The 20,305-nt window shown below is 49.8% G+C and carries 20 protein-coding genes; 15 read left to right on the top strand and 5 right to left on the bottom strand.

What is annotated here, in order from left to right:
- The first annotated feature begins 14 nt into the window (after nt 1–14).
- Nucleotides 15–236, top strand: coding sequence for a YezD family protein (locus tag M2277_RS10940; RefSeq protein WP_006207997.1), 222 nt, complete (start codon nt 15–17; stop codon nt 234–236).
- A 260-nt stretch (nt 237–496) separates the two neighbouring features.
- Here M2277_RS10940 and M2277_RS10945 read toward each other — a convergent pair whose 3' ends face one another.
- On the bottom strand, nt 497–1,408 hold the full coding sequence (locus tag M2277_RS10945) for a hypothetical protein (protein ID WP_063478496.1): 912 nt from the start codon (nt 1,406–1,408) through the stop codon (nt 497–499).
- 148 nt (nt 1,409–1,556) lie between these two features.
- Here M2277_RS10945 and M2277_RS10950 point away from each other — a divergent pair, with 148 nt between their 5' ends.
- Together M2277_RS10950 and M2277_RS10955 are read left to right on the top strand one after the other, a co-directional pair.
- The gene (locus M2277_RS10950; protein ID WP_063478497.1) at nt 1,557–2,540 is read left to right on the top strand and encodes an alpha/beta fold hydrolase; all 984 of its coding nucleotides are present in this window, start codon (nt 1,557–1,559) and stop codon (nt 2,538–2,540) included.
- Nucleotides 2,541–2,562: 22 nt separating this feature from the next.
- Nucleotides 2,563–3,315 (top strand): MerR family transcriptional regulator, encoded by a 753-nt coding sequence (locus tag M2277_RS10955; protein WP_006208000.1) that lies wholly within the window; start codon nt 2,563–2,565, stop codon nt 3,313–3,315.
- Nucleotides 3,316–3,709: 394 nt separating this feature from the next.
- Here M2277_RS10955 and M2277_RS10960 read toward each other — a convergent pair whose 3' ends face one another.
- Nucleotides 3,710–4,606, bottom strand: a complete 897-nt coding sequence (locus M2277_RS10960; RefSeq protein WP_280754760.1) for a hypothetical protein — start codon at nt 4,604–4,606, stop codon at nt 3,710–3,712.
- Nucleotides 4,607–4,947: 341 nt separating this feature from the next.
- Here M2277_RS10960 and M2277_RS10965 point away from each other — a divergent pair, with 341 nt between their 5' ends.
- On the top strand, nt 4,948–5,580 hold the full coding sequence (locus M2277_RS10965; RefSeq protein WP_006208002.1) for an NAD(P)-dependent oxidoreductase: 633 nt from the start codon (nt 4,948–4,950) through the stop codon (nt 5,578–5,580).
- Nucleotides 5,581–5,652: 72 nt separating this feature from the next.
- Nucleotides 5,653–7,401, top strand: coding sequence for an NAD(P)H-hydrate dehydratase (locus M2277_RS10970; RefSeq protein WP_280754761.1), 1,749 nt, complete (start codon nt 5,653–5,655; stop codon nt 7,399–7,401).
- A 49-nt stretch (nt 7,402–7,450) separates the two neighbouring features.
- On the opposite strand, the gene M2277_RS10975 is transcribed toward M2277_RS10970, so the two are convergent.
- On the bottom strand, nt 7,451–7,933 hold the full coding sequence (locus tag M2277_RS10975; protein ID WP_006208004.1) for a hypothetical protein: 483 nt from the start codon (nt 7,931–7,933) through the stop codon (nt 7,451–7,453).
- 27 nt (nt 7,934–7,960) lie between these two features.
- Nucleotides 7,961–8,869 carry an SDR family oxidoreductase gene (locus M2277_RS10980; protein WP_006208005.1) on the bottom strand — a complete coding sequence of 303 codons (909 nt, stop codon included), beginning with the start codon at nt 8,867–8,869 and terminating at the stop codon, nt 7,961–7,963.
- Nucleotides 8,870–9,083: 214 nt separating this feature from the next.
- Between M2277_RS10980 and M2277_RS10985 the strand changes: the two genes are divergently transcribed.
- The 10 genes from M2277_RS10985 (at nt 9,084) to M2277_RS11030 (ending at nt 18,672) form a co-directional block, all read left to right on the top strand.
- Nucleotides 9,084–9,899 carry a VanW family protein gene (locus M2277_RS10985; protein ID WP_006208006.1) on the top strand — a complete coding sequence of 272 codons (816 nt, stop codon included), beginning with the start codon at nt 9,084–9,086 and terminating at the stop codon, nt 9,897–9,899.
- A 327-nt stretch (nt 9,900–10,226) separates the two neighbouring features.
- Entirely contained in the window at nt 10,227–10,772 is a 546-nt protein-coding gene (gene ssuE, locus M2277_RS10990; RefSeq protein ID WP_006208007.1) for an NADPH-dependent FMN reductase, read from the top strand.
- Between the two features lie 53 nt (nt 10,773–10,825).
- Nucleotides 10,826–11,416 carry a P-loop nucleotide/nucleoside kinase family protein gene (locus tag M2277_RS10995; RefSeq protein ID WP_036643755.1) on the top strand — a complete coding sequence of 197 codons (591 nt, stop codon included), beginning with the start codon at nt 10,826–10,828 and terminating at the stop codon, nt 11,414–11,416.
- Between the two features lie 180 nt (nt 11,417–11,596).
- Complete coding sequence (locus M2277_RS11000; protein ID WP_063478500.1) at nt 11,597–12,364, top strand: AAA family ATPase; 768 nt, start codon at nt 11,597–11,599, stop codon at nt 12,362–12,364.
- 259 nt (nt 12,365–12,623) lie between these two features.
- Nucleotides 12,624–13,031 carry a MarR family winged helix-turn-helix transcriptional regulator gene (locus M2277_RS11005; RefSeq protein ID WP_006208011.1) on the top strand — a complete coding sequence of 136 codons (408 nt, stop codon included), beginning with the start codon at nt 12,624–12,626 and terminating at the stop codon, nt 13,029–13,031.
- 82 nt (nt 13,032–13,113) lie between these two features.
- Nucleotides 13,114–14,541, top strand: a complete 1,428-nt coding sequence (locus M2277_RS11010) for an MDR family MFS transporter (protein WP_006208012.1) — start codon at nt 13,114–13,116, stop codon at nt 14,539–14,541.
- A gap of 303 nt (nt 14,542–14,844) precedes the next feature.
- Nucleotides 14,845–15,642 (top strand): DUF817 domain-containing protein, encoded by a 798-nt coding sequence (locus M2277_RS11015; protein WP_006208013.1) that lies wholly within the window; start codon nt 14,845–14,847, stop codon nt 15,640–15,642.
- Between the two features lie 154 nt (nt 15,643–15,796).
- Nucleotides 15,797–15,940, top strand: a complete 144-nt coding sequence (locus tag M2277_RS11020) for a hypothetical protein (protein ID WP_006208014.1) — start codon at nt 15,797–15,799, stop codon at nt 15,938–15,940.
- Nucleotides 15,941–16,062: 122 nt separating this feature from the next.
- Nucleotides 16,063–17,004, top strand: a complete 942-nt coding sequence (locus tag M2277_RS11025; RefSeq protein ID WP_006208015.1) for a GNAT family N-acetyltransferase — start codon at nt 16,063–16,065, stop codon at nt 17,002–17,004.
- A gap of 405 nt (nt 17,005–17,409) precedes the next feature.
- A complete protein-coding gene (locus M2277_RS11030) occupies nt 17,410–18,672 on the top strand; it encodes an MFS transporter (RefSeq protein WP_006208016.1) in 1,263 nt (420 codons plus the stop codon).
- Between the two features lie 393 nt (nt 18,673–19,065).
- Here the strand turns inward: M2277_RS11030 and M2277_RS11035 are convergent, their stop codons facing one another.
- The gene (locus M2277_RS11035; protein WP_006208017.1) at nt 19,066–20,097 is read right to left on the bottom strand and encodes a ribonucleotide-diphosphate reductase subunit beta; all 1,032 of its coding nucleotides are present in this window, start codon (nt 20,095–20,097) and stop codon (nt 19,066–19,068) included.
- Nucleotides 20,098–20,305: the final 208 nt, after the last annotated feature.

The following is a 20,305-nucleotide window of genomic DNA, read 5'->3' on the forward strand; positions in this document are numbered from 1 at the left end:
AAGGAGGCGTATCCATGGCTAAACCGTTAAAGGTGGATGAAATGTGGCTCGAACGCATAGCAGGCCTGCTGAACGACATGGAATTCGGTTCGCTGCAAATCGTAGTGCATGAGGGTCAAATCGTCCAGATGGAACGAACGGAGCGCAAGCGTTTCGAGAATACGGCCTCCGGCACGGTCAAGACGTCGGGACCAGCCCGGGCGCCCGGCCAGCAGCGAAGAACGAACACAAGATGATCCCTAAGGATAAGCAGAAACAGAACTTCCGCAGATATAATGAAATGCGGCCTATTGAGCAGACATCGGAGTGTTAACCGATGCAGATGATAGGCGCATGTCATGACTAATTTGGAAGTTCTTTTTTTTTGTATAAGCACGAGAAAAGTGGATTATTAATCCGTACTTACGTAAAATCTTGCGATCTGAAGATCATGAATTATAAATAACAGCCCGGCCGTATTGATCGGCGCGGGCTGGATGTGCTGCATCGTTCTGTTTTATCTTGACCGCAAAGGGCTGTTGACGGTCTCCGGTTCAGTTAGACCAGCTGAGTCAATTAGAGGATCATATTCTCCGGCAGGGTGCAGGAATTGCTCCATCAGCTCCGGGTGACCTGCGTAGGGACGCTTGCGTCGCTGTCGCGTGGCTGTAACCCGAAAACCTGCCAGATACAGCAAACACTGGGTAGCCAGAACGTAAGGAGAGGCCTCAATCCAGATTAAATTAGTCAATGCAGAGATGAGAATCAGCAGATGCAGTACGGTATAGATAACGCCATGAGACCTTCTTCTGGAATCCATCAACAGACGGTAGAAAGAGATCGTTGCAATCATACTGGAGAGCCATAAACACCATACCTCGGGGTTTGTCCAGGCAGAGGACTGACGGAGCTCCTGGACGAGAATCGCAGTCCACAGGATCGCAGCTCCCAGTGACAGTGCAGGTACGGCAGGTTTCAGAAGCAGCCATAGTCCCATCCCCCATCCGGGTTTCTCAAGACGTCCAACCAGCTCATCGCGTTCCTTCATCAGCCGGTCGATTTCGCGATTCAGCAGTTTGTGCAGTGTTGTCAGCCTGGATTCATCGCGGTCGCTTAGAAAGGTATCAATCTGTTCGTGGAGTTCCCGAATCAGCAGGTCTGCGGATTTGCATTCCTGAAGCAGTCGGATGAGGAGATCCTCCGGGATAGCCGTTCGAGTCGGTCGATTGATTACCGTGCCGAGAGGTCCCGCAAGCCTGGTGTAGATGGACAAGGACTGACGAATACGGGCAAGCGAATCCTTGCGTGCACCCAAGAGACGGGATGCACTGTATATGTACAGGCCCGAAAATACCGCTGTGGCCAGAAGCACAGCCACCAGCGCGTTCAGAGAGCCAAAGATATCAACCATCCATTCCGTAAGGGACAAGCCGATCCCTCCTTCAATATTCTACCTTTCACTATTGCACAAGAAGGAAGGGAATTCAAGCCGATTCTGAAACAGGCAGCTATGGAGAGCATGGGGGTTGCGTATAACGTTACGTCATATCCTATAGTCACCTTAGGAGGGGATTGAGTTGAAACGAAAAAAAGGATGGTTGATCTTGGGTAGCATTCTCATTGCTATACTAGCTATACTGACGGTAATAGGCTTTCTATTCAGAGATGACGGGTCGTTAAGCGGTTTTGTTACAGAGGATGGGCAGAAGGAATACGCGGCGGCTTATGATGAGGCGATGAATCAATTACCAGAACCGGTTGAATCGATTAAGGTTAATACCGATTTTGGCGTGGTGCAGCTCTACAAGTTCCGGGAGAGCGATACACCACATAAAACACCCTTGTTGCTGCTTCCCGGAAAAGGATCTGCTACACCCATGTGGGAGGCCAATCTAAGCGGCTTTTTAGAACACCGGCCTGTATATACCCTTGATTTGATAGGAGAGCCGGGTTTAAGCACAGAAACCAGACGGATCGAAACCGCTGCGGACCAAGCAGATTGGTTAGAGCAAGTGCTGGACCAGCTGCCGGAATCAGAGATCCACCTATTAGGGCTGTCGTTCGGCGGGTGGAGTGCGGCGAATGTGGCGCTCAAGCATCATGAGAAGATTCACTCGCTCATATTGCTGGACCCTGTCTATGTGTTTGGCCCCATTCCACTGAAAATGATACTTGTATCCATTCCGGCGTCTGTGCCCATGGTGCCCAAACCGATCCGGGAGAAAATGCTCAGCTATATATCCGGCGGGGCTGAAGTTGATGACAGCGACCCGACCGCCAAATTAATCGAAACCGGTATGCGGACATTCAAGAGCAAGCTGCCCATGCCGGAAGCCATCAAGCCGGAACGATTAGCTGAGCTGACGATACCGGTGCTCGGAATTTTAGCTGGACAATCGACGATGCATCACGCTGAAAAGTCGTATCAAACGGGGATGGATTCCCTGAAAGACCCTAATAGCGAGATGGTCGTATTTGAAGATGCCTCGCATGCAATTAACGGGGAATACCCTAAAGAGTTACTGGAAACGATAGAAGCTTTTTTAGCGAAAATCGAGTAAGGGACAGGAAGGGAATGGGTTCATGGGAAAAAAATATTCCGTAAAAGAAATCAGTCAATTGTCGGGAATAACTCCGCGAACCATTCAGTATTACGATAATGAAGGGATTCTTAAGGCGGAGCGAGATGAGCTGGGGCATAGGGTATATTATGATAAACAGTTGTATGTACTTGAACAGATTATGTTCTATAGAGCCATCGGTTTCTCTTTAAGAAAGATCAAAGAACAATTGATCGTGGGCACCGAGGAGCAGGATATCGAGAACATTCTAGATTACCAGGAATCGGTGCTCTATTCACAGAAAGAGAGTATCCAAGCCAAGCTTGACGGATTGCATGTCGCAAAGGAAATGATGAAAGAAGGTTACAACGTTCCCTGGGAGCTGTTAGCCCATCTCATGCGTTCGTTGAATGAGGTCGATATGTCGGCTTGGAAAGAATACCAATTTTCGGAGGAAGACTCGCGGCTATTTCAAAAAGCATTTAACTCTGAGCAGGCTGCATTGGATTTTTACAATGCGTTCAGAAAAATATCGCTGCAAGCTGCAGCTTATAAGGCCTCAAAGGTTCCCATCGAATCCCGTTTAGCCAGGACCTTAGCCCAAGAATGGCAACGGATGGTTCAACGTGTGACATATGGCGACGAACGGATTCATGCTGCCTTCTTAGCAGTCGATCGAAATCGGGATCAATGGAACACGGGAGAACGTCAGCTTGTAATGGAAGCAGAACAATATTTGCAGGACGTCTTGAAGCGCTATCCTGATCGTGAATGAGCTGCATTGCAGCCAAGGTTATGCTGCTTATGCAGGAAGCCTAAATCGTACTCTACTGTTTGCATGGCTAATCGTTTTTTTCTTGGCAAACAATTTTTCCTCAAGGCAACATAAGAGACCGTCCCGCATATAGTATATGAATAAGACGGTAGCATCGAAAGAGCGGGAGGGGTCAGGATGAACACGGAACTGCAGGTAAAGAAAGCGCCGTTTCAGCGAGCGAAGATGACAGTGGGTTACGTACTGCTTCTCATGTTGGCCGTTTGAGATTGATCAGGGATCTACCCGATGGAGGGGACTCATTCCTTCTACTGAACATAAAGGATGGCGTCAGAGGAAGAGCCTCTTGAGACGCCATCTTTTTTCGAATGATAACGATGAGTGCGTTGCAATGTTAGCGGTTTAAGCCATGCAATTCCTTCCAGGATCTGTATTCGTGAACAGCGGTTCCCGAGAACGAAGCGTGGCCGCCTGCCAATGCAGTGACCTTGGACAGCTCTTTTTCCATAAAGGCCGTTCCTTCTTCGAAGAAGGTAACGTAGTTGCCTTCATTGCTCGATTTGGTCTCAACGGCGACCAGCGCTTCCTTACCATATTTGTCGGCTTCGGCTAATTCGGCAGCCGCCAGGTTGTAAATGTTCTGGGCGGAATCCCGGTATGCCATAATGACGATCTGATCAAACTGCTGGATCATCCAGCTGCTGAGGGTCATGGATTGATCGGGCAGCTTGTAGGTATGCAGCCAGAAGGTCATATCTGCCGCAATCGGCAGGTTTAAGGAGCGAGCTTCCTTTACCAGATAGCGAACGTTGTTTTGCCATTGCTTCACGACCGCATCATAATTGGTTTTCCATTCGCCCAGCACATGGGGCTCGATATCAACGTGAATACCGGCAAAGCGTTCATCCGGGGCAGCAGAAGCCTGATATTCGGCCGTCCACTGGATAAAGGTTTCGAGACGGTGGCGTTCGGATTCCAGCGCCCAGTTCGGCGCACCGCCAAGGACATGCACTTCAATGCCCTGCCGACCGGCCAGGCGAATGAATTTGCGGTAATGTTCCGGACGGACATCACGGTTCATCTGCAGATAGAGTACATTGACCCCTTGGTCGGAGGCGAAATCCAGAATCTCCGGTGTAGCATTCTCAATCAGCGGAGTTTCCCAGAACCAGGTAGCTTTTTGGGTGGCTTTGGCTTCGGCCGGGCCGGGTGGATACATGGAGAAACTGCAAAGCAGCAAGAGACTGCTGGATAGACAAAGGGTCAGCAAGCGAATACTAAATTTTTTCATAAAGGGTTGTTCTCCTTTCGATATCTTACACGACATGAATCGACAGGTGCATGCAACGTAAGGATTGCGCTTAAAGTCATTGTGAAAGAATTATATTCATATTTATGCAGCACTTACGTATATATCGGAGTTACTTTCGCCGTATTTTATAGGTCTTTAGGCTTTATTATGGGTGTAAAGATGCATAATAGGAGTTTGAAGAGGAACATAACCGGATAATTAATTAGGAGAAGAGTCTTGCCTAAGCAAGGCTGGGGGTGGACAAGCTATGGACTGTAGAATAGATGCCGCTTATGAAGAAGGATGATATAGTATAATTTTAAGTCTAAGGAGCGATGAACATGAATATAGCCATCATTGGTGCAAGTGGAACGATAGGCAGACGAATTACAGAGGAAGCCCTGCGCCGGGGTCATGAAGTGACGGCGGTGCTGCGTAATCCGAATCGGATGGATACGGAGCATGAACGGTTGAAGAAAGCGGAGGCCGACGTGATGGATCCTTCATCGCTGGAGAAGGCTATTCAAGGTCATGACGCCGTGATCAGCGCATTTGGTCCCAAATTCGGGCAGGAAGAGGAACTCCTTGCTGCTGCGCGCACTATTGTGGAGGGAACGAGACGCGGCGGCGTATCCCGTCTGCTGATTGCTGGGGGTGCAGGAAGTCTTATTGCGGACAGCGGGGTGCCTCTTATGGATACACCTGAATTTCCGGAGGAGATCCGACCGCTCGCCCGCGCGCATGCGGATGCTTACGAGATCTATAAGGAATGTGATTTGGAGTGGACTTATGTCAGTCCGGCAGCCATCATCGAGCCGGGAAGACGAACCGGACAGTTTCGGATTGGCATGGACCGCCTGGTGACGGATGAGAGCGGTAGCAGCCGGATTTCGGCCGAGGATTACGCCGTTGCGATAATCGATGAGCTGGATGACCCCCAGTTTGTAAAGTCCCGTTTTACCGTTGCTTATTAGTTGTAGTGGAGATGCAGCCTCAGTCATTGGCGCAAGGGTGTAAGGAATATCGAAGCAAAGGGGAGAGCTTGGATGTATGTTGTGACGTCTGAACAGATGAGGGCATTGGACAACCATGTGATCCATAGGATCGGTATTCCGGCGGCAGCACTTATGGAAAATGCGGGCAAGGCGATCGCAGAGGAAGTTTTGAAGTTATGCCTGAGCGAGCGGGGAAGAAGGAACGGCTTACCATCTTCCGGAACGAGCGGAGCAGCCGGAACTGCCTCCGCGCCTGAGCAGACAAGCGGACAGGAGCGAGGCGAAGCCTTAACGGATCATTCGGCTGCTATGGGCCCCCCTTTTGCCGCGAATGATCTTGCCCTGGAGATGAGCCGTCCGTCGCCTGTCCTAGACGGAGACGTGCGATTGCCCACCGCGCTCTCTGCGCAGGAGCACTGGCTCATTCTGGTGGGCAAGGGCCATAACGGCGGCGATGGCGTGGTCGCCGCCCGGCACTTGCGTGACGCCGGCGTACGCGTCACGCTGCTCTACGCCGCCGAGCCGTCCTCGCTTACGGGCGAGGCGGCGGTGCAGCGGGATGCCGCGGCAGCGCTCGGCATCCCGGCTCTGGTCCACGGCCGTGCCGCCGTGGACTACGGCGCGTTCACCGGCATCGTGGACGCGCTGCTCGGCACGGGCGCGTCGGGCGCGCCCCGCGGCGCTTACGCCGCGTTGATCCAGGCCGCCAATGACAGCGGCCTGCCGGTCGTGTCCGCGGATATTCCGAGCGGACTGGACGCCGATACCGGCGCGCGGCATGAGCCGTGCATCTCGGCGGCGGTGACGGTGTGCCTCGCTTTCCTGAAGCGAGGCTTGGTGCAGTACCCCGGCGCCGAGTCGGCAGGCCGGGTGGTGGTGCGCTCCATCGGCATCCCTGCATCGCTGTGCCGGGAGCAGGGCGTCCACACGCACCTGCTCACTCCGCAGGTCCTTCGGACGGAGCTGGATGCGGATGTCACGCGTTATCGCACGGCGGAAGGACATAAAGGCACCTACGGTCATGTGCTGACCGTAGGCGGCAGCCGCACGATGAGCGGCGCAGGTTTGCTCGCTTCCCGTGCGGCGCTTCGCGCGGGCTGCGGCCTCGTGACCTGGGCGCTGCCCGCAAGCCTGGTGCTGCCGCTAAGCGGAGTTGCACCGGAAATCATGCTCGCTCCGGCAACAGATGAAGAGAGTGGAGGCAACTGGAATGAAGCCTCCGTTGAGCGGGTGCTGGAGCTCGCCAAGACCCGGGACGTGCTGGCTGTAGGTCCTGGACTCGGCCGCTTTGACGGCGACTCCAGATGGCTTCGGCGACTGTGGGAAGCGTGGGAAGGACCGCTGGTGGTGGATGCCGACGCGCTTAATATGCTGTCATCGTCCGGCGATTTCAGCGCCTGGAGACCGCGTTCCGCGGCCACGGTGCTGACTCCGCATCCGGGGGAAATGTCCCGGCTGCTGGGCACGCCGACCGCGGAGCTGCAGCAGGACCGGATCGGTGCTGCTACAGGGTTTGCTGCCGAGCACGGGGTTACCCTCGTGCTCAAGGGGGCGCGTACCGTCGTGGCTTCGCCGGACGGACAGGCTTACATCAACACAACCGGTACCTCCGGCATGGCGACCGGAGGTACCGGGGACGTGCTCACCGGCATCATTGCCAGCCTGCTGGCGCAAGGTTATGCCGGTCCGTCTGCAGCCGCGCTCGGTGTGTGGCTGCATGGCCGTGCCGGTGAGTGGGCCGCACGGCACCGGGGACATCCCGCATCGGTCATCGCCGGGGATGTCATTGATATGCTTTGAACTAGAAGGGCCTTCATCAGAAGGCCCTTCTTTCTGTTAAATCGACGGATCAGATCACCCAGCACAGCACGGGGACGGCCAACGCAAAGAAAGGAGTGGCCAGGGATTGGCTGGAGAAGGCATGCTTCCCCCACAAGAATAGGAGAAGTGTAAGCGTTCCAGCTGCTGCGCGGATCCACAGATGTTCCGGATTGCCGCCCGTAAACAGGGCGAAGAACAGAAATCCGACCGCTCCGTACACGGCGGCTTGTTTGCCTTTATGCAGTGTGGGCAGGAACGAGAGGATAGCGTCGGCCGCGAGAGAGGCCGTCAACGCATATCCGTATACCCAGTGCTCCTGCGGCATGTAAAGTCCTAACCATGCCGAGGCCCTTTCAGCGCTGGAAGGCCACACCCAGTCGAGCAGGCTCAGCAATAACACGGCAATGCCGGCGCTTGCCAGCTTGTTTAACGCGTAAAACCCCATGTCCATACGGCCGGACCGTCTGGGAATACCGGTATTCATGATACACATCCTCTGCTTGATATTCATTTCCACGAACGTCCTGCTGAATCCATACTAGCTGGTGACCATCTCTCCGCCGTTTACGTGAATGGCCTGACCCGTGACAAAAGAGGAGGTGATGGACGAAGCCAGGTAGACATAGGCTGGTGCCAACTCATAGGGCTGTGCGGCCCGCTTCATCGGTGAATTCGTTCCGAATACGGCAACCTCGTCAGCAGAGAAGCTGGAAGGTATGAGCGGTGTCCATACTGAGCCCGGAGCGACGGAATTGACGCGGATGCCTTGATCCACTAGCGAAAGGGCCAGGGATCGAGTCAGGGAGACGATGGCGCCTTTGGTTGAGGAATAATCGATAAGCTCCTTAAATCCTTCATAAGCGGTAATGGAGGCCGTATTAATGATAGAGGCTCCGGATTTCATGTGAGGCAGGGCGGCTTGAATCATGAAGAAAAAAGGAAAGATATTACTCTGATAGGTGTGATACAGCTGTTCTTCCGTAATATCCAAAATGCTGTGCTGTACATATTGAACGGCATGGTTGTTCACAAGCACATCCACCTTGCCAAAGCAGGCTAATGTCTCGCTAACCACGGTCTCGCAGTTCTTTTTGTACCGCAGATCGATTTTCATCAGAAGACAGCGTCTGCCAAGCGACTCGATTCGTTGTTTAGTGACTTCGGCATCCGAGGTCTCATATAAGTATGGAATGACCAGATCGGCACCTTCCTTGGCAAAAGCAATGGCCGTCGCTTTGCCGATGCCGCTGTCGCCCCCGGTTACAATGGCGACTTTGCCATCCAGCTTACCGCTGCCCCGGTAGGCGGGGTCCTCACTGATCGGGCGCGGCGACATCAGGCTCTCTAAACCAGGCTGGCAGTTTTGATGCTGGGGAGGGAAGGCGATCGGCTGCTCCTTGCATTCGGTTTTGGAGCCTACATATGGAATGGGCTGCTGGGGCTTCATTTCATTCCTCCTCTGGTATATCAATGACATGGATTGATGATGCATTACTTATCTCTATGCATTCGCCCAGTCCCGGGTGCCGTTTACGGCCGAAATAGGAGAAAGATCGTATGCCTGAGGAGCTCCTGCCAATTTTCACACGATCTTTTGGTTGCAGTGTGGTAAAATATTTCCAAAATTTAAATCGAATGACCCAAGGGAGGACGGTCACCTGATGAAACCCGTCAAACGGTCAAAATTCCGCTTATGGGCAGGCAAGCAGTATTTTACCTGCCGGCGTTATTGGGAATGGATGAAGAGCAGCAGTAAACTCGCGCGTACTCATGCTTCAGCGCCATTGGACTATTCGGTATTCGGGCACCAAACTCCGCTAAAACGCCAGTTGAAGAATGTTGATATGTGGTATCAGCATAATAAGGCGATCAACCTGCGTCTTGCCGTTCGTCATTTGGACGGACTTCTGATCCGACCGGGAGAGACGCTGTCCTATTGGAGGACCATTGGACGTCCGACCCGCAGGAAAGGGTATGTAGACGGCATGGTTTTGTTTTATGGAGGTTTTAAGGCCGGTGTGGGCGGAGGGCTGTGCCAACTCTCCAACCTTATCTACTGGATGACCCTGCACACCCCGCTTGAAGTGAGGGAGCGGCATCGGCACAGCTACGATGTTTTTCCGGATTCGAATCGGACCCAACCGTTTGGCAGCGGAGCTACGTGTGCCTATAATTATTTGGACCTTCAGATCTATAATCCAACCAGCGACACCTACCAGCTGGCGGTACATGTGTCAGAGGAGGCACTGATTGGAGAATGGCGCTCCACCGCCGTCCCGCTCTATAGCTATGAAGTTTATGAACGAGATCATCGCATAACCCAGGAAGCGTGGGGCGGATATGCGAGGCATAATGTCATCGGGCGCAAGGTGTTCAGCAGGGAAGGCGAGCTGATTCATGATGAGTGGATCACGGAGAATCATGCGCTTATGATGTATTCGCCGCTGCTTCCTGAGAAGGGGACCGTTACATCCTGATCTGCCCATTGAGCGATCGATACGTATGTTCATCAATCGGATCCACAAGAAGGCTATCTCCCTCATTCGTTATCACTGGTTACTGCCATCTCTGCGGTTTGTTTTTCCGACCGTTCCCTGCTGCATTGACAAAAGCGCGGACACATTGATACGATGATATTAATTCTGACAAGTTTGCCCTGATTTATATCTGTTAAAGTCGGATCAAGCAAGCCAATCACCAGAAGACTTTGCAGTACCATGTGAAGTCTTTTTTTTTCTGAGATTAATAGCTGTTTTATGGAACGGATAAGGATGACATTATAAGGTTAGCCGAGGTGAATTGTTATGGCGAAAGCTGTTATCATTAACGGGAGTCCTACAGTCGGATCCCGCTTGAATGCGGTTATGGATATAGCGGAGCAGGCGCTCGCTGCTGCCCATTTCCAAGTAAGCCGGATCGACGTGGCGGGACTGCCGCCGGAGGATTTGATTCATACGAAGTTTGAGAGCGAGCATATTGTCAAAGCGAACGGTCTTGTGGCCGAAGCGGATGCCGTGATTGTGGCAAGTCCGGTTTATAAAGCTTCGTTCACGGGTGTGCTGAAGACCTTTCTAGACCTTATTCCGGAAAAAGGTTTGGCTGGTAAGATTGTGCTTCCGATGTTCATTGGCGGCAGTCTTGCACATCTGCTGGCGATTGACTATTCACTGAAGCCGGTGCTTTCATCCATCGGTGCCCGGCATATTCTGGGCGGGGTGTATGCAGTGGATGCTCAGGTAGCCCGTACCGAGGAAGGCGGATTCGATGTAGCGGAAGTGCTGCAGGAACGCCTGGCCTCCGCGATGGAGGAGCTTATTGAAGAAACCCGTTATCGGACAGAACGCGTTTAGTTATAATGGTCAGGAATTAGAACCGGGGAGATAGGATATGGAGGGGTATCATTTTGCAAAAGTTGGTGTTTTTTGTTGGGGTAGCAGGTACAGGTAAAACTACAGTAGCCAAAAAGCTGGCAGTCCGCATGCCGGCTGCATTTCTCGACCGTGATACGGTTGGAGGACGCTTTGTTGAAAAGTTCCTTGAAAGTAACGGCCATGATCCAAACGATCGGGACTCTTCTTTCTATAAAGAGAATCTGCGTGATCTGGAGTATGATACAACCAAGGATATTTGCATCGAGAACTTGAATGCAGGACAGAACGTGTTCATGATTTCTCCGTTTACCGCCGAGCTCAAAAACCGCGAATGGATCGAAGAGGTTATTACGTCTGCGGGGTTAACGAAGAAGGATGTGGATGTGAAGGTCATTGTGGTTGCGCTTCAGGATATGGATTTGCAGAAGGAGCGGATCATTGACAGACGGACCGAGCGGGATCAGTGGAAGCTTGATCACTGGGACGACTTTAAGAAGCGCGTCGAATTTGTTCCGGAAGTGAACTGGGATATTCCGCAAGCATCAATCAAGGTGTTTGATAACAGTGGAGATTTAACGGAAGAGAAGGTCGAGGATCTCTATCAATTTATCGTTCGCGAATAGTTCACTTGGCATATATAGAAGAAGCGCGCCGTCACAGGCTCCCATCCGTTGTCTGTGATTGCGCGCTTTTTTTGTGGCTGCAAGGGTGGCGGCAAGCAACCGCGCTCCGAATTGGAACAGAGGCAGGAATGTTATATAGTAGATCCAGGAATTGCTTATGGAGACCAAGGAGGGAAAGGGTTGGATCGTTCGATTATGCTTGCCTATCTGAGAAGTGTTGAGCTGATGAGGGAGCGGATTCCTTCATTTCATGAATATCCTTTTAATCTGCCGGCTGTAGCGGGCTTGGACGGGCTGGATTTTCATCCGAAGGTTACTTATATCGTCGGGGAGAACGGCATGGGGAAATCGACGCTGTTGGAAGCGATTGCGACGGCACTCGGATTTAATCCGGAAGGGGGGACGATAAATTTCTCATTCTCGACCGAGGAGACCCATTCCAAGCTGCACGAATATATTCGAACCGTCCGGGGCGCGCGGAAACCGCGTGACGGGTTTTTCTTCCGGGCGGAGAGTTATTATAACGTCGCGACAAATATCGACCGGTTGGATGCCGAAGAGAGCATCGGCCCTCCCATTAAAGATTCCTACGGCGGCAAATCGCTCCATCAGCAGTCACATGGTGAATCGTTTTTTGCCACCTTTTTGCATCGCTTTTGGGGAAACGGGCTCTATATTATGGACGAGCCGGAAGCGGCGCTGTCCCCGTTCCGTCAGTTAGCGCTGCTGAGGCGGATTTACGATCTGGTGCAGAAGGATTCGCAGTTTATTATTTCCACCCATTCCCCTATCGTCATGGCTTATCCGGATTCCATTATATACAAGCTGACCTCCGACGGGGTGGAGGAATCGAGCCTGGAAGAAACGGACCATTATATGATCACGAAGGAATTTGTTAACAATCGGGGAGCGATGCTTCGCGAATTGTTTGCAGACGATGAGGAATAGCTAACATAACAGCAAGGGGTGCCGTAAGATCTTATGGATCGGAGGCGCCCTTTTTTCTCGGAAGAAATCCACTTCAAACATGAGAAATAAACTTTGAATTTTCTAAGTAATTAAGCGAATATCATCTATATTTAAGGATATTAAGGAATGAAAATCATGAAAATGGTGTTTACAACTTAGAATTATTGAACTAAAATAAGAACCGAGGTGAAATGCTCTGGAGAACGAAAGAGAAGCAAGCGTTGAGAGACTCATGGACATGTATCGTGAGTTGTCGGATAAAATGACGAGGCATCGGGTCGTATCTTTTCTAAGTCATCTGAGAAAGAACGATTTGACGATGAATCAGTATAAGATCTTAAGTTTGATTGAGCAGCAGGGGCCATGGCTTCCCAATCGACTGGCTGAGCATATGGAGCTTAAAGCTGCGACGATTACGTATTTGGTGGATGCGTTGGAGCAACGGGGGCTGGTGGCTCGAACGCCCAATCCGAGCGACGGACGAAGCCACTATGTCAATTTTACGGAGACTGGCCGGCAGCTTGTGCTTGATGCTCGCAGCGAGGGGGATTATGCCGTCATGGAATCCTTCAGGCAGATGGATCAGGATGAGGCGGATCATCTGTATATTTTGCTCCGATTGCTGGGCAAAAAATTATTTCCATAACGTTCAAGTCGATGCTCTCGCATCCCGCCTCCGCTCTGTTAACCAGACCTGGGCGGGTTTATTTTGTTTTAGGAGGCTTCATGTGAATACACAAGAGACACAAGAGAAATCTTCATTTTGGCTTATTATGAGCGCTGTGTTTTTCGGCAATTTTCTGGCCGTGCTGAGCATTACCACGATTAATGTGGCTTTCCCGGTTGTGATGGAGCAGTTCGATGCTACGCTGAGCACCACCCAGTGGCTGATGGCCGGCTACCTGCTTGCAACCGGAATTGTGGCTCCCATCGTAGGCTATATGGGGGACCAGCTCAGTTATAAAAGGCTGTTCATTTTTGCTTTGATAGGTTTTACCCTATCGTCGCTGCTATGCGTTGTCGCCTGGAATATCCAGACCCTGATTGCGTTCAGGATTACGCAAGGCGTATTCGGGGGGATGATCATCCCGATTACGATGACGATTATTTATCAGGTATTCCCGCGTGAGCGGCAGGCCTATGCGATGGGGCTGTGGAGCCTTGCCTCCATGCTGGCACCCGTTATCGGACCAACCCTGGGAGGTTGGCTGGTTCAATATTTTGGCTGGAAATCGATCTTTGTTCTGAATATTCCCATTGGCCTGATATCTATCGTCATCGTAAGTAAATTCATACCCTTCTACAGACTGACGGAGAAAAAGACGTTTGATTTCCTCGGGTTCTTGACCGTGGTGCTGGGCAGTTCCCTGCTCCTGCTCTCGTTCAGTCACGGCAATGACTGGGGATGGGGCTCCTGGAAGACGCTGTCTTTGCTCCTCTCCGGCATATTGCTGCTGTTGTTCTTTGTTAGGTGGGAGCTGCGCATCAAATCCCCGCTGCTGCAGCTCAAGGTATTCAAGTTTCCGCGGTTTCGGTACAGCTTAATGCTGAACTGTATTGTGACGATATCGCTTTATACCGGAACGCTTCTGGTGCCGCTGTATTTGCAGACTGTGCTGAAGCTGTCTCCAATGGATACGGGGCTGATCATGCTGCCGGGAGCGATTGTCATGGCGGCTGCCTCGCCGATTATCGGCAAATTTTATGATCGGATCGGTCCGTTTCGGCTGGTGATTACAGGTGTCCTGATTATTGTGGCCGCCACCCTGGCCTTCAGCGGAATCGGCACTCATACTTCGGTGCTGTACATTTCACTGCTGCAATTGATCCGCTGTCTTGGTATCGCGCTGTGTAATATGCCGTTAACGAATGCAGCGATGAGTGCGGTGTCCAGTGAATATTCGGGCCATGCGTCATCCATAACGAATTGGGCTCGTCAAGGGCTTGCCTCGTTGTCCATCGGCATTTTCAGTGCGCTGGTGGTATCCAGAACCTCATACTATATGGGAGCGGGTGCCACGACCAAGGGCGTTGCCACCACGATGGGCATCGATGACGTATTTCTGATCGGGACGATGGTGGCTGTCGTGGCCATACCTCTTACATTTTTGTTACGAGTCAAAAAGAAAAAACCGGTTCAGCATGTCGCAGTCTGACCACGCCGGTATCGGGTATTTGAGGAAGGTCATTCATCCGATCGCTAAAGCATGACCTATGGCAAATGATTTCTAATAAATCAAGCGATTAAACGATTATGCGTTGTATTGCATGAGGGTGCTGACACGCGAATACAAATAGTCTGGAACGATATTGAACGGAGAGAGAGCAGCAGAAGGAGCTGCTCTCTCTTTTACTTTTTATCGAGGATAACCTGGGTCAATTATGACAATGCTGTTCTTTTATTCAAATCAGGGTCTGTGGTAGGGTGAACGTAATGTGCTGCTATGCAGGAGGGACTTATGGATTTTATACGAAAGTTATGGGTATTCGGTTATCAGCAGGCGTTGTCCTGTATTTTTCCGGTTATCATATTTGGAGCGCTCGCATTGAGCAAAATCATTGAAATTCCAGGAATCCCGCGTTATGATCTTATTCTTCTTATATGTGTGCTGGCTCAAATCGGGATGCTTGTCAGTAAGCTGGAGACGTGGGATGAGCTGAAGGTGATCTGTGTCTTTCACGTCATCGGCCTGATGCTGGAGCTGTATAAGGTCCATATGGGATCGTGGTCTTACCCTGAGGAAGCCTGGAGTAAAATCGGCGGGGTGCCGCTGTACAGCGGCTTTATGTATGCAAGTGTTGCGAGTTATATCTGTCAGGCTTGGCGGCGAATGAATCTGCGTATTACCGGCTGGCCGCTGCCTGTGCTCACCGTACTGCTGAGCGCCGCGATCTATGCCAATTTCTTCACCCATCATTATGTATGGGATGCCCGTTGGCTCCTTACGGCGCTATTATTCGTGGTGTTCGGCAGAACGGTGGTGTACTTTGACGTTGACGGCAAAACACTGCGGATGCCACTGGTGCTGTCGTTTCTGCTGATTGGATTCTTCATCTGGATTGCGGAGAATATTTCAACCTTCCTTGGGGCCTGGACCTATCCGGGTCAGGAGCGGACATGGAGTCTGGTGCATATCGGCAAAATCAGCTCGTGGTTCCTGCTGGTGGTGATCAGTGTCATCATCGTGGCTCAGTTGAAGCACCTTAAGCTGGGCAGAGGGCCGTCCAAGGACAATCCCAAGGGAACGGTTATGTGAGGCGGCTCCGTTGATATTGGATCCTGCTTGCAGAACACGGGTAATTATGGTTAACTATAGACTTACGTTGAAGATGCAGGATGAGAACGAGTATGTTCTGAATATAGAGGATTGGAATATAGGAACAACATGAGATGGAACGGAGGGGGTTCACATGAAAAAAAGATCGTTGGCGTCTTTGTCCAAAGGCATGGGATGCTCCACCGCTGTTTTCTTTGATCTATCCGAGGACGGGATAAGTATGTCCATAATCGGATATTCAGCGATCAAGGATCCTTCCATTCGGTTGTTCGAATGAGGATGCAGTGGAATTAAACACCACAGGTCGCTTACCTGTGGCTGCATAGATCGGCATGCACACCACAGGAGCTCTGTGGTGTTTTTGTGTTTTTCATTTTTCCGGTAGAGGAGAGGCACGCCATGTTATTGCAAGGAAAACAGATTTATGTAAAGCCAGTAGAGGAATCGGATGCGGATGCGCTGCTGAAGCTTGAGGTGGAGAATCGGGATTTTTTTCAACGGTTCACGGGTTTAAGAGAAGAAGCCTTCTATACCCGCCAGGGACAGCTGGAACGGATTCAAGAAGCCCTGGAATCAAGTAAAGGGGATCAGGGATATCTCTATGTGATTGGGCTGCGAGACACCGAAGAGGTTATCGGGGAGATCATGCTGACCGAAGTGGTGCGGTGGAATCTGCAGAGCTGCTGGATCGGTTATTTCCTGGACCAACGCCATAATGGAAAGGGTTATATGACGGAGGCCGTTCAGCTGGTGGTGAAGCATGCTTTTCAGGAATTGAAGTTCCACCGGATTGAGGCGGGGGTAATGCCGCATAACCTGGGATCGATTAAAGTGCTGTGTAAAGCCGGATTCCATCAGGAAGGCATTGCCAGAAAAAATGTAAACATCAACGGACAGTGGGAGGACCATCAGACGCTGGCTATTCTGAATGAAGAGGATCACCGGTCTCAGTCCCAAGTTCAGCGGTACAATCCCTCTGTCATCGCTCCGCCAATCGGGCCTTATACCCATGTTACCAAGGTTCCGAAGGGAGCCGAGCTGCTGGTCTTGTCCGGGCAGGTGGGAACCGATATGGAGGGGGGATTGCCGGATGATATGAAGGAACAAGTCGAGAATACCCTGGCGAACATTCAGCGCCTGTTGGCAGCAGAAGCACTCTCGGCGGATCATATCGTCAAAATCAATATTTGGGCAGCACAGCAGGTGGACTGGGTTCACTTCCATCAGGTGTGGGAAAAGTTCCATGGCGGAAAGGCGCCGGCCATGACAATGGCCTACGTGCCGGCACTTGCGATGCCGTCCATTCAGGTAGAAATCGAGGTATGGGCAGCCAAGTGGTAACCCGCTAGATAGCAAGATGATAAGATGATGATTGGAATGCAGCCGATCCAAGCGCGTTAAAAAAACCTCCGTGATATTCCTGGCAGGAATATCGCGGAGGTTTGTGTTTGTTGAAGGAGTTTTTTTTGATTTTTTCAATTTTAATATCATTGGATCAAGGATTCAGGCAGACGTAATGTATTTATATTTTTTTTAATATTATTCCAATATTTAAGTTAAGAATTTTATAAGACCTATCAACAGAGAATAATTTCTCAATATACATTTTCTTAATATATTGTTAAAATTTCCACATAAAATGAAGGAGGCGAAATGATAATTTGTGAGAGTTAATGACTTTAGAATGCCTTAAGATACTTAATAAAATAGATTGGCAAGAATTCGAATCCTACTTAAAGAGAGGGGATGGGGATTAAATTGAAAAAAACGAACCAGATTTCATTAATTTGGAGGAAATATCCCAGTTACAAATATTTAACGTATACGAACATTCTAACAGGTTTAACCTCATGGGGTTCCTTCATAGCGATGCTTGTATTACTTAATCAAATTACAGACAATGGAATTCAACTAGGGATGTTATGGGCTGTAAGTGGACTTGCGCCTTTAATGTTTAGTTTTTTAGTTGGTTTCTTAGTCGATCGATTTAATCCGAAGAAGGTGATTGTTTTTTCAGAAGTATTTCGGGGAATTTTATTTCTAGGATATATCGTTGTTCCGTTACTAGGTGGTATGTATGCTTGGATTTTATTCTGTTTATTAAGGTTCGTAGGTGGACTTCTAAACTCTTTAGCAACTATTGCACGTCAAACGATCATACCTGATTTAATTGAAGAGGATGATTTAATTGTAGCTAACTCCTTTAATTTCACAATAACAAGTTCTATTAGATTACTAGGCGCTGCAGCTGGTGGAACCTTAATTTCCTTCTTAGATCTGGATATTGCTTGGATGGTTACCTCGCTTTCATTTTTTGTTTCAGCAATTATAAGTAGTAGAATTACCCTGAAAAACAATAGGAAAATGGTGAGTTCCAAGAACATCAAAAAGGAGTTTGTTGTAGGAATACAAGTAATAAAAGAACAAAAATTTGTAAAACTTGTCCTACTTGCAGCTCTATCAGGGGGAATAATCATTGGATCATTCAATTTGATGTTAGAGCAATTTGTATCCAATGTCTATGAAACAAAGCATTATGGTATCAGTTTACTCTATATATCTGAAGGTATTATCTCAGTATTGGTAGGCTACTGGTTAGCTAATAACAAGTTCTTGTTTAAGAACCCTTATAAATATGGTTATGTATATATATTGATGGGGCTGACCTGGACGCTCTTTGGTTTTACAGAGCAGCTCTATCAAGGTGCGATTAGTTTAATGTTATTCGCTTTTGTAGGTGCATTTATCGTACCTTTTGAACGACAAATAATGCAAACTGACGTGCCTGCTCATTTACGAGGCAGATTGTTTGGCCTTTGGAACACTTGTAGTTTAGCTTCTATACAAGTGGGGGCGTTTCTAACTGGAGTCTTTATATACTATTTTGGAATTCGATCTGTACCTATACTGACCAGTGTGTTAGAAGTTGGCCTAGGAATATTCTTTATATTCTATGTGAAAAAACACATTGTTGTCGGAGCGGCAAAACAGATTAATACAACCCATTAGAATATAAAGTTTTCTAATGGAATTTAGAAAATATCCATAAATTGAATATTATTTGAGTGAGCGAATTTCTTTATTAAGCGAGAAAGCGATTCCCCCCTTAGAAAATCACATCATACTTTCGGAGACAATGACTCCGAGGTTTGTTCGTTTTTTGGGGACCTGCCTAATGATCTCGTGTGAGATGTTGTTGAGGTAGCTCAGTTTAACCGACCGATAGAAGACCAGCCTCCGAAGGCAGAGACTCAACATAAGTACACAATGGCTTCATCGTCCCTACGTCAATCTTCCAGCATTCCCAAAGAGAAAAAGCGCTCCTAGTGCTATATTAGCCTAGAAGCGCTTTATAAACTCATTGCAAAACTTGCGGGTGTCCCAAGGACTTTGAAGACTCTGTTATAGATCGTCAAAACCGTTGTCGTCGCCAACCTTGCCGTAGTTACGGGATTTGGCTTCGAAGAAATCGGTTTTGGTTGCGTTCAGAGCTTCATCCGAGAAAGGCTTGATCCATGGCATGCAGTTGACGTCTACGCCTTGGTAAGCTTTTTCCAGACCCATCATCGTAATACGACGGTTTGCGATGTATTTGATGTAGTCGCCCAACTCGTTCAGATCGATGCCGCGTACATTGCTGAGCGTGTAGTGTGCCCAGTTGGTCTCGAGCTCAACAGCACGGTCGATGGTGCGGTACAGGTAGTCGATGTTCTCTTGGGAGTTCAGCTCTGGGAAATCCTTGAGCAGCTGTTTGAATACTTCGGCGAAGAAGTAGCAGTGCTGGTTCTCGTCACGCTGAATGTAAGAGATCATCTGGCTGGTTGCCATCATCTTCTGGTCGCGAGCCAGGTTGTAGAAGAAGGCAAACGTGCTATAGAAGAAGATACCTTCCAGGATCAGGTCGGCCACCATCGCTTCAAAGAAGGTTTGCGGCGACGGATTATCGCGGAAGTTCTGATAAATATCTGAAATGAACTGATTGCGCTCCAGCAGAACCGGATCATGCTTCCAGTATTCGAAGATTTCCTTCTGCTCTTGATCCGAAACGATGGAAGAGAGCACGTAGGAATAGGATTGATTGTGAACGACCTCTTGCTGACCGATGATGGCCGAGATGGCTTCGAGTGACGAGTCGGTAAAATAACGCTTCACATCGCTGACAAACATCGTCTGCATGGAATCCAGCACAGCCAGCAGGGAGATGTTGATTTTAAAGGTACGCTGTTCCTCTGAGTCCAGTGTAGGGAACTGCTGCGCATCCTTGGACATCGGGATTTCGTCCGCGATCCAGTGGTTCAGCAGCAGCACCTTGTATAGTTTATACATATGAGGCATCCGAATGTCGTTCCAGTTCAAGATCCCGGAGCACTCACCTTCAATTACACGGGTGGAGCGGTTGGGTGCTTCGGTGTTAAATATCTTTTGCATTTGCATGCCAATTCTCTCTCCTTGCATATCATAGTAGGGCGGGTTGAGGGACGGGTATCCACTCTCCAGCCGCTGTTGTCCGCCCTTTGCTTGAATGTATTTAATGGTATCAAAGGGCTCCCAAAGGCGGACGTAAACTCTTCCGCTTGGATACCCTTACCCTTGTAGTCTTGTATTAGAAAGTATATTCAATCCCGCTTACAGCCGTTCGATG

This window comes from Paenibacillus sp. LBL, assembly GCF_029893715.1.
Taxonomy (GTDB): Bacteria; Bacillota; Bacilli; order Paenibacillales; family Paenibacillaceae; genus Paenibacillus_AQ; species Paenibacillus_AQ glucanolyticus.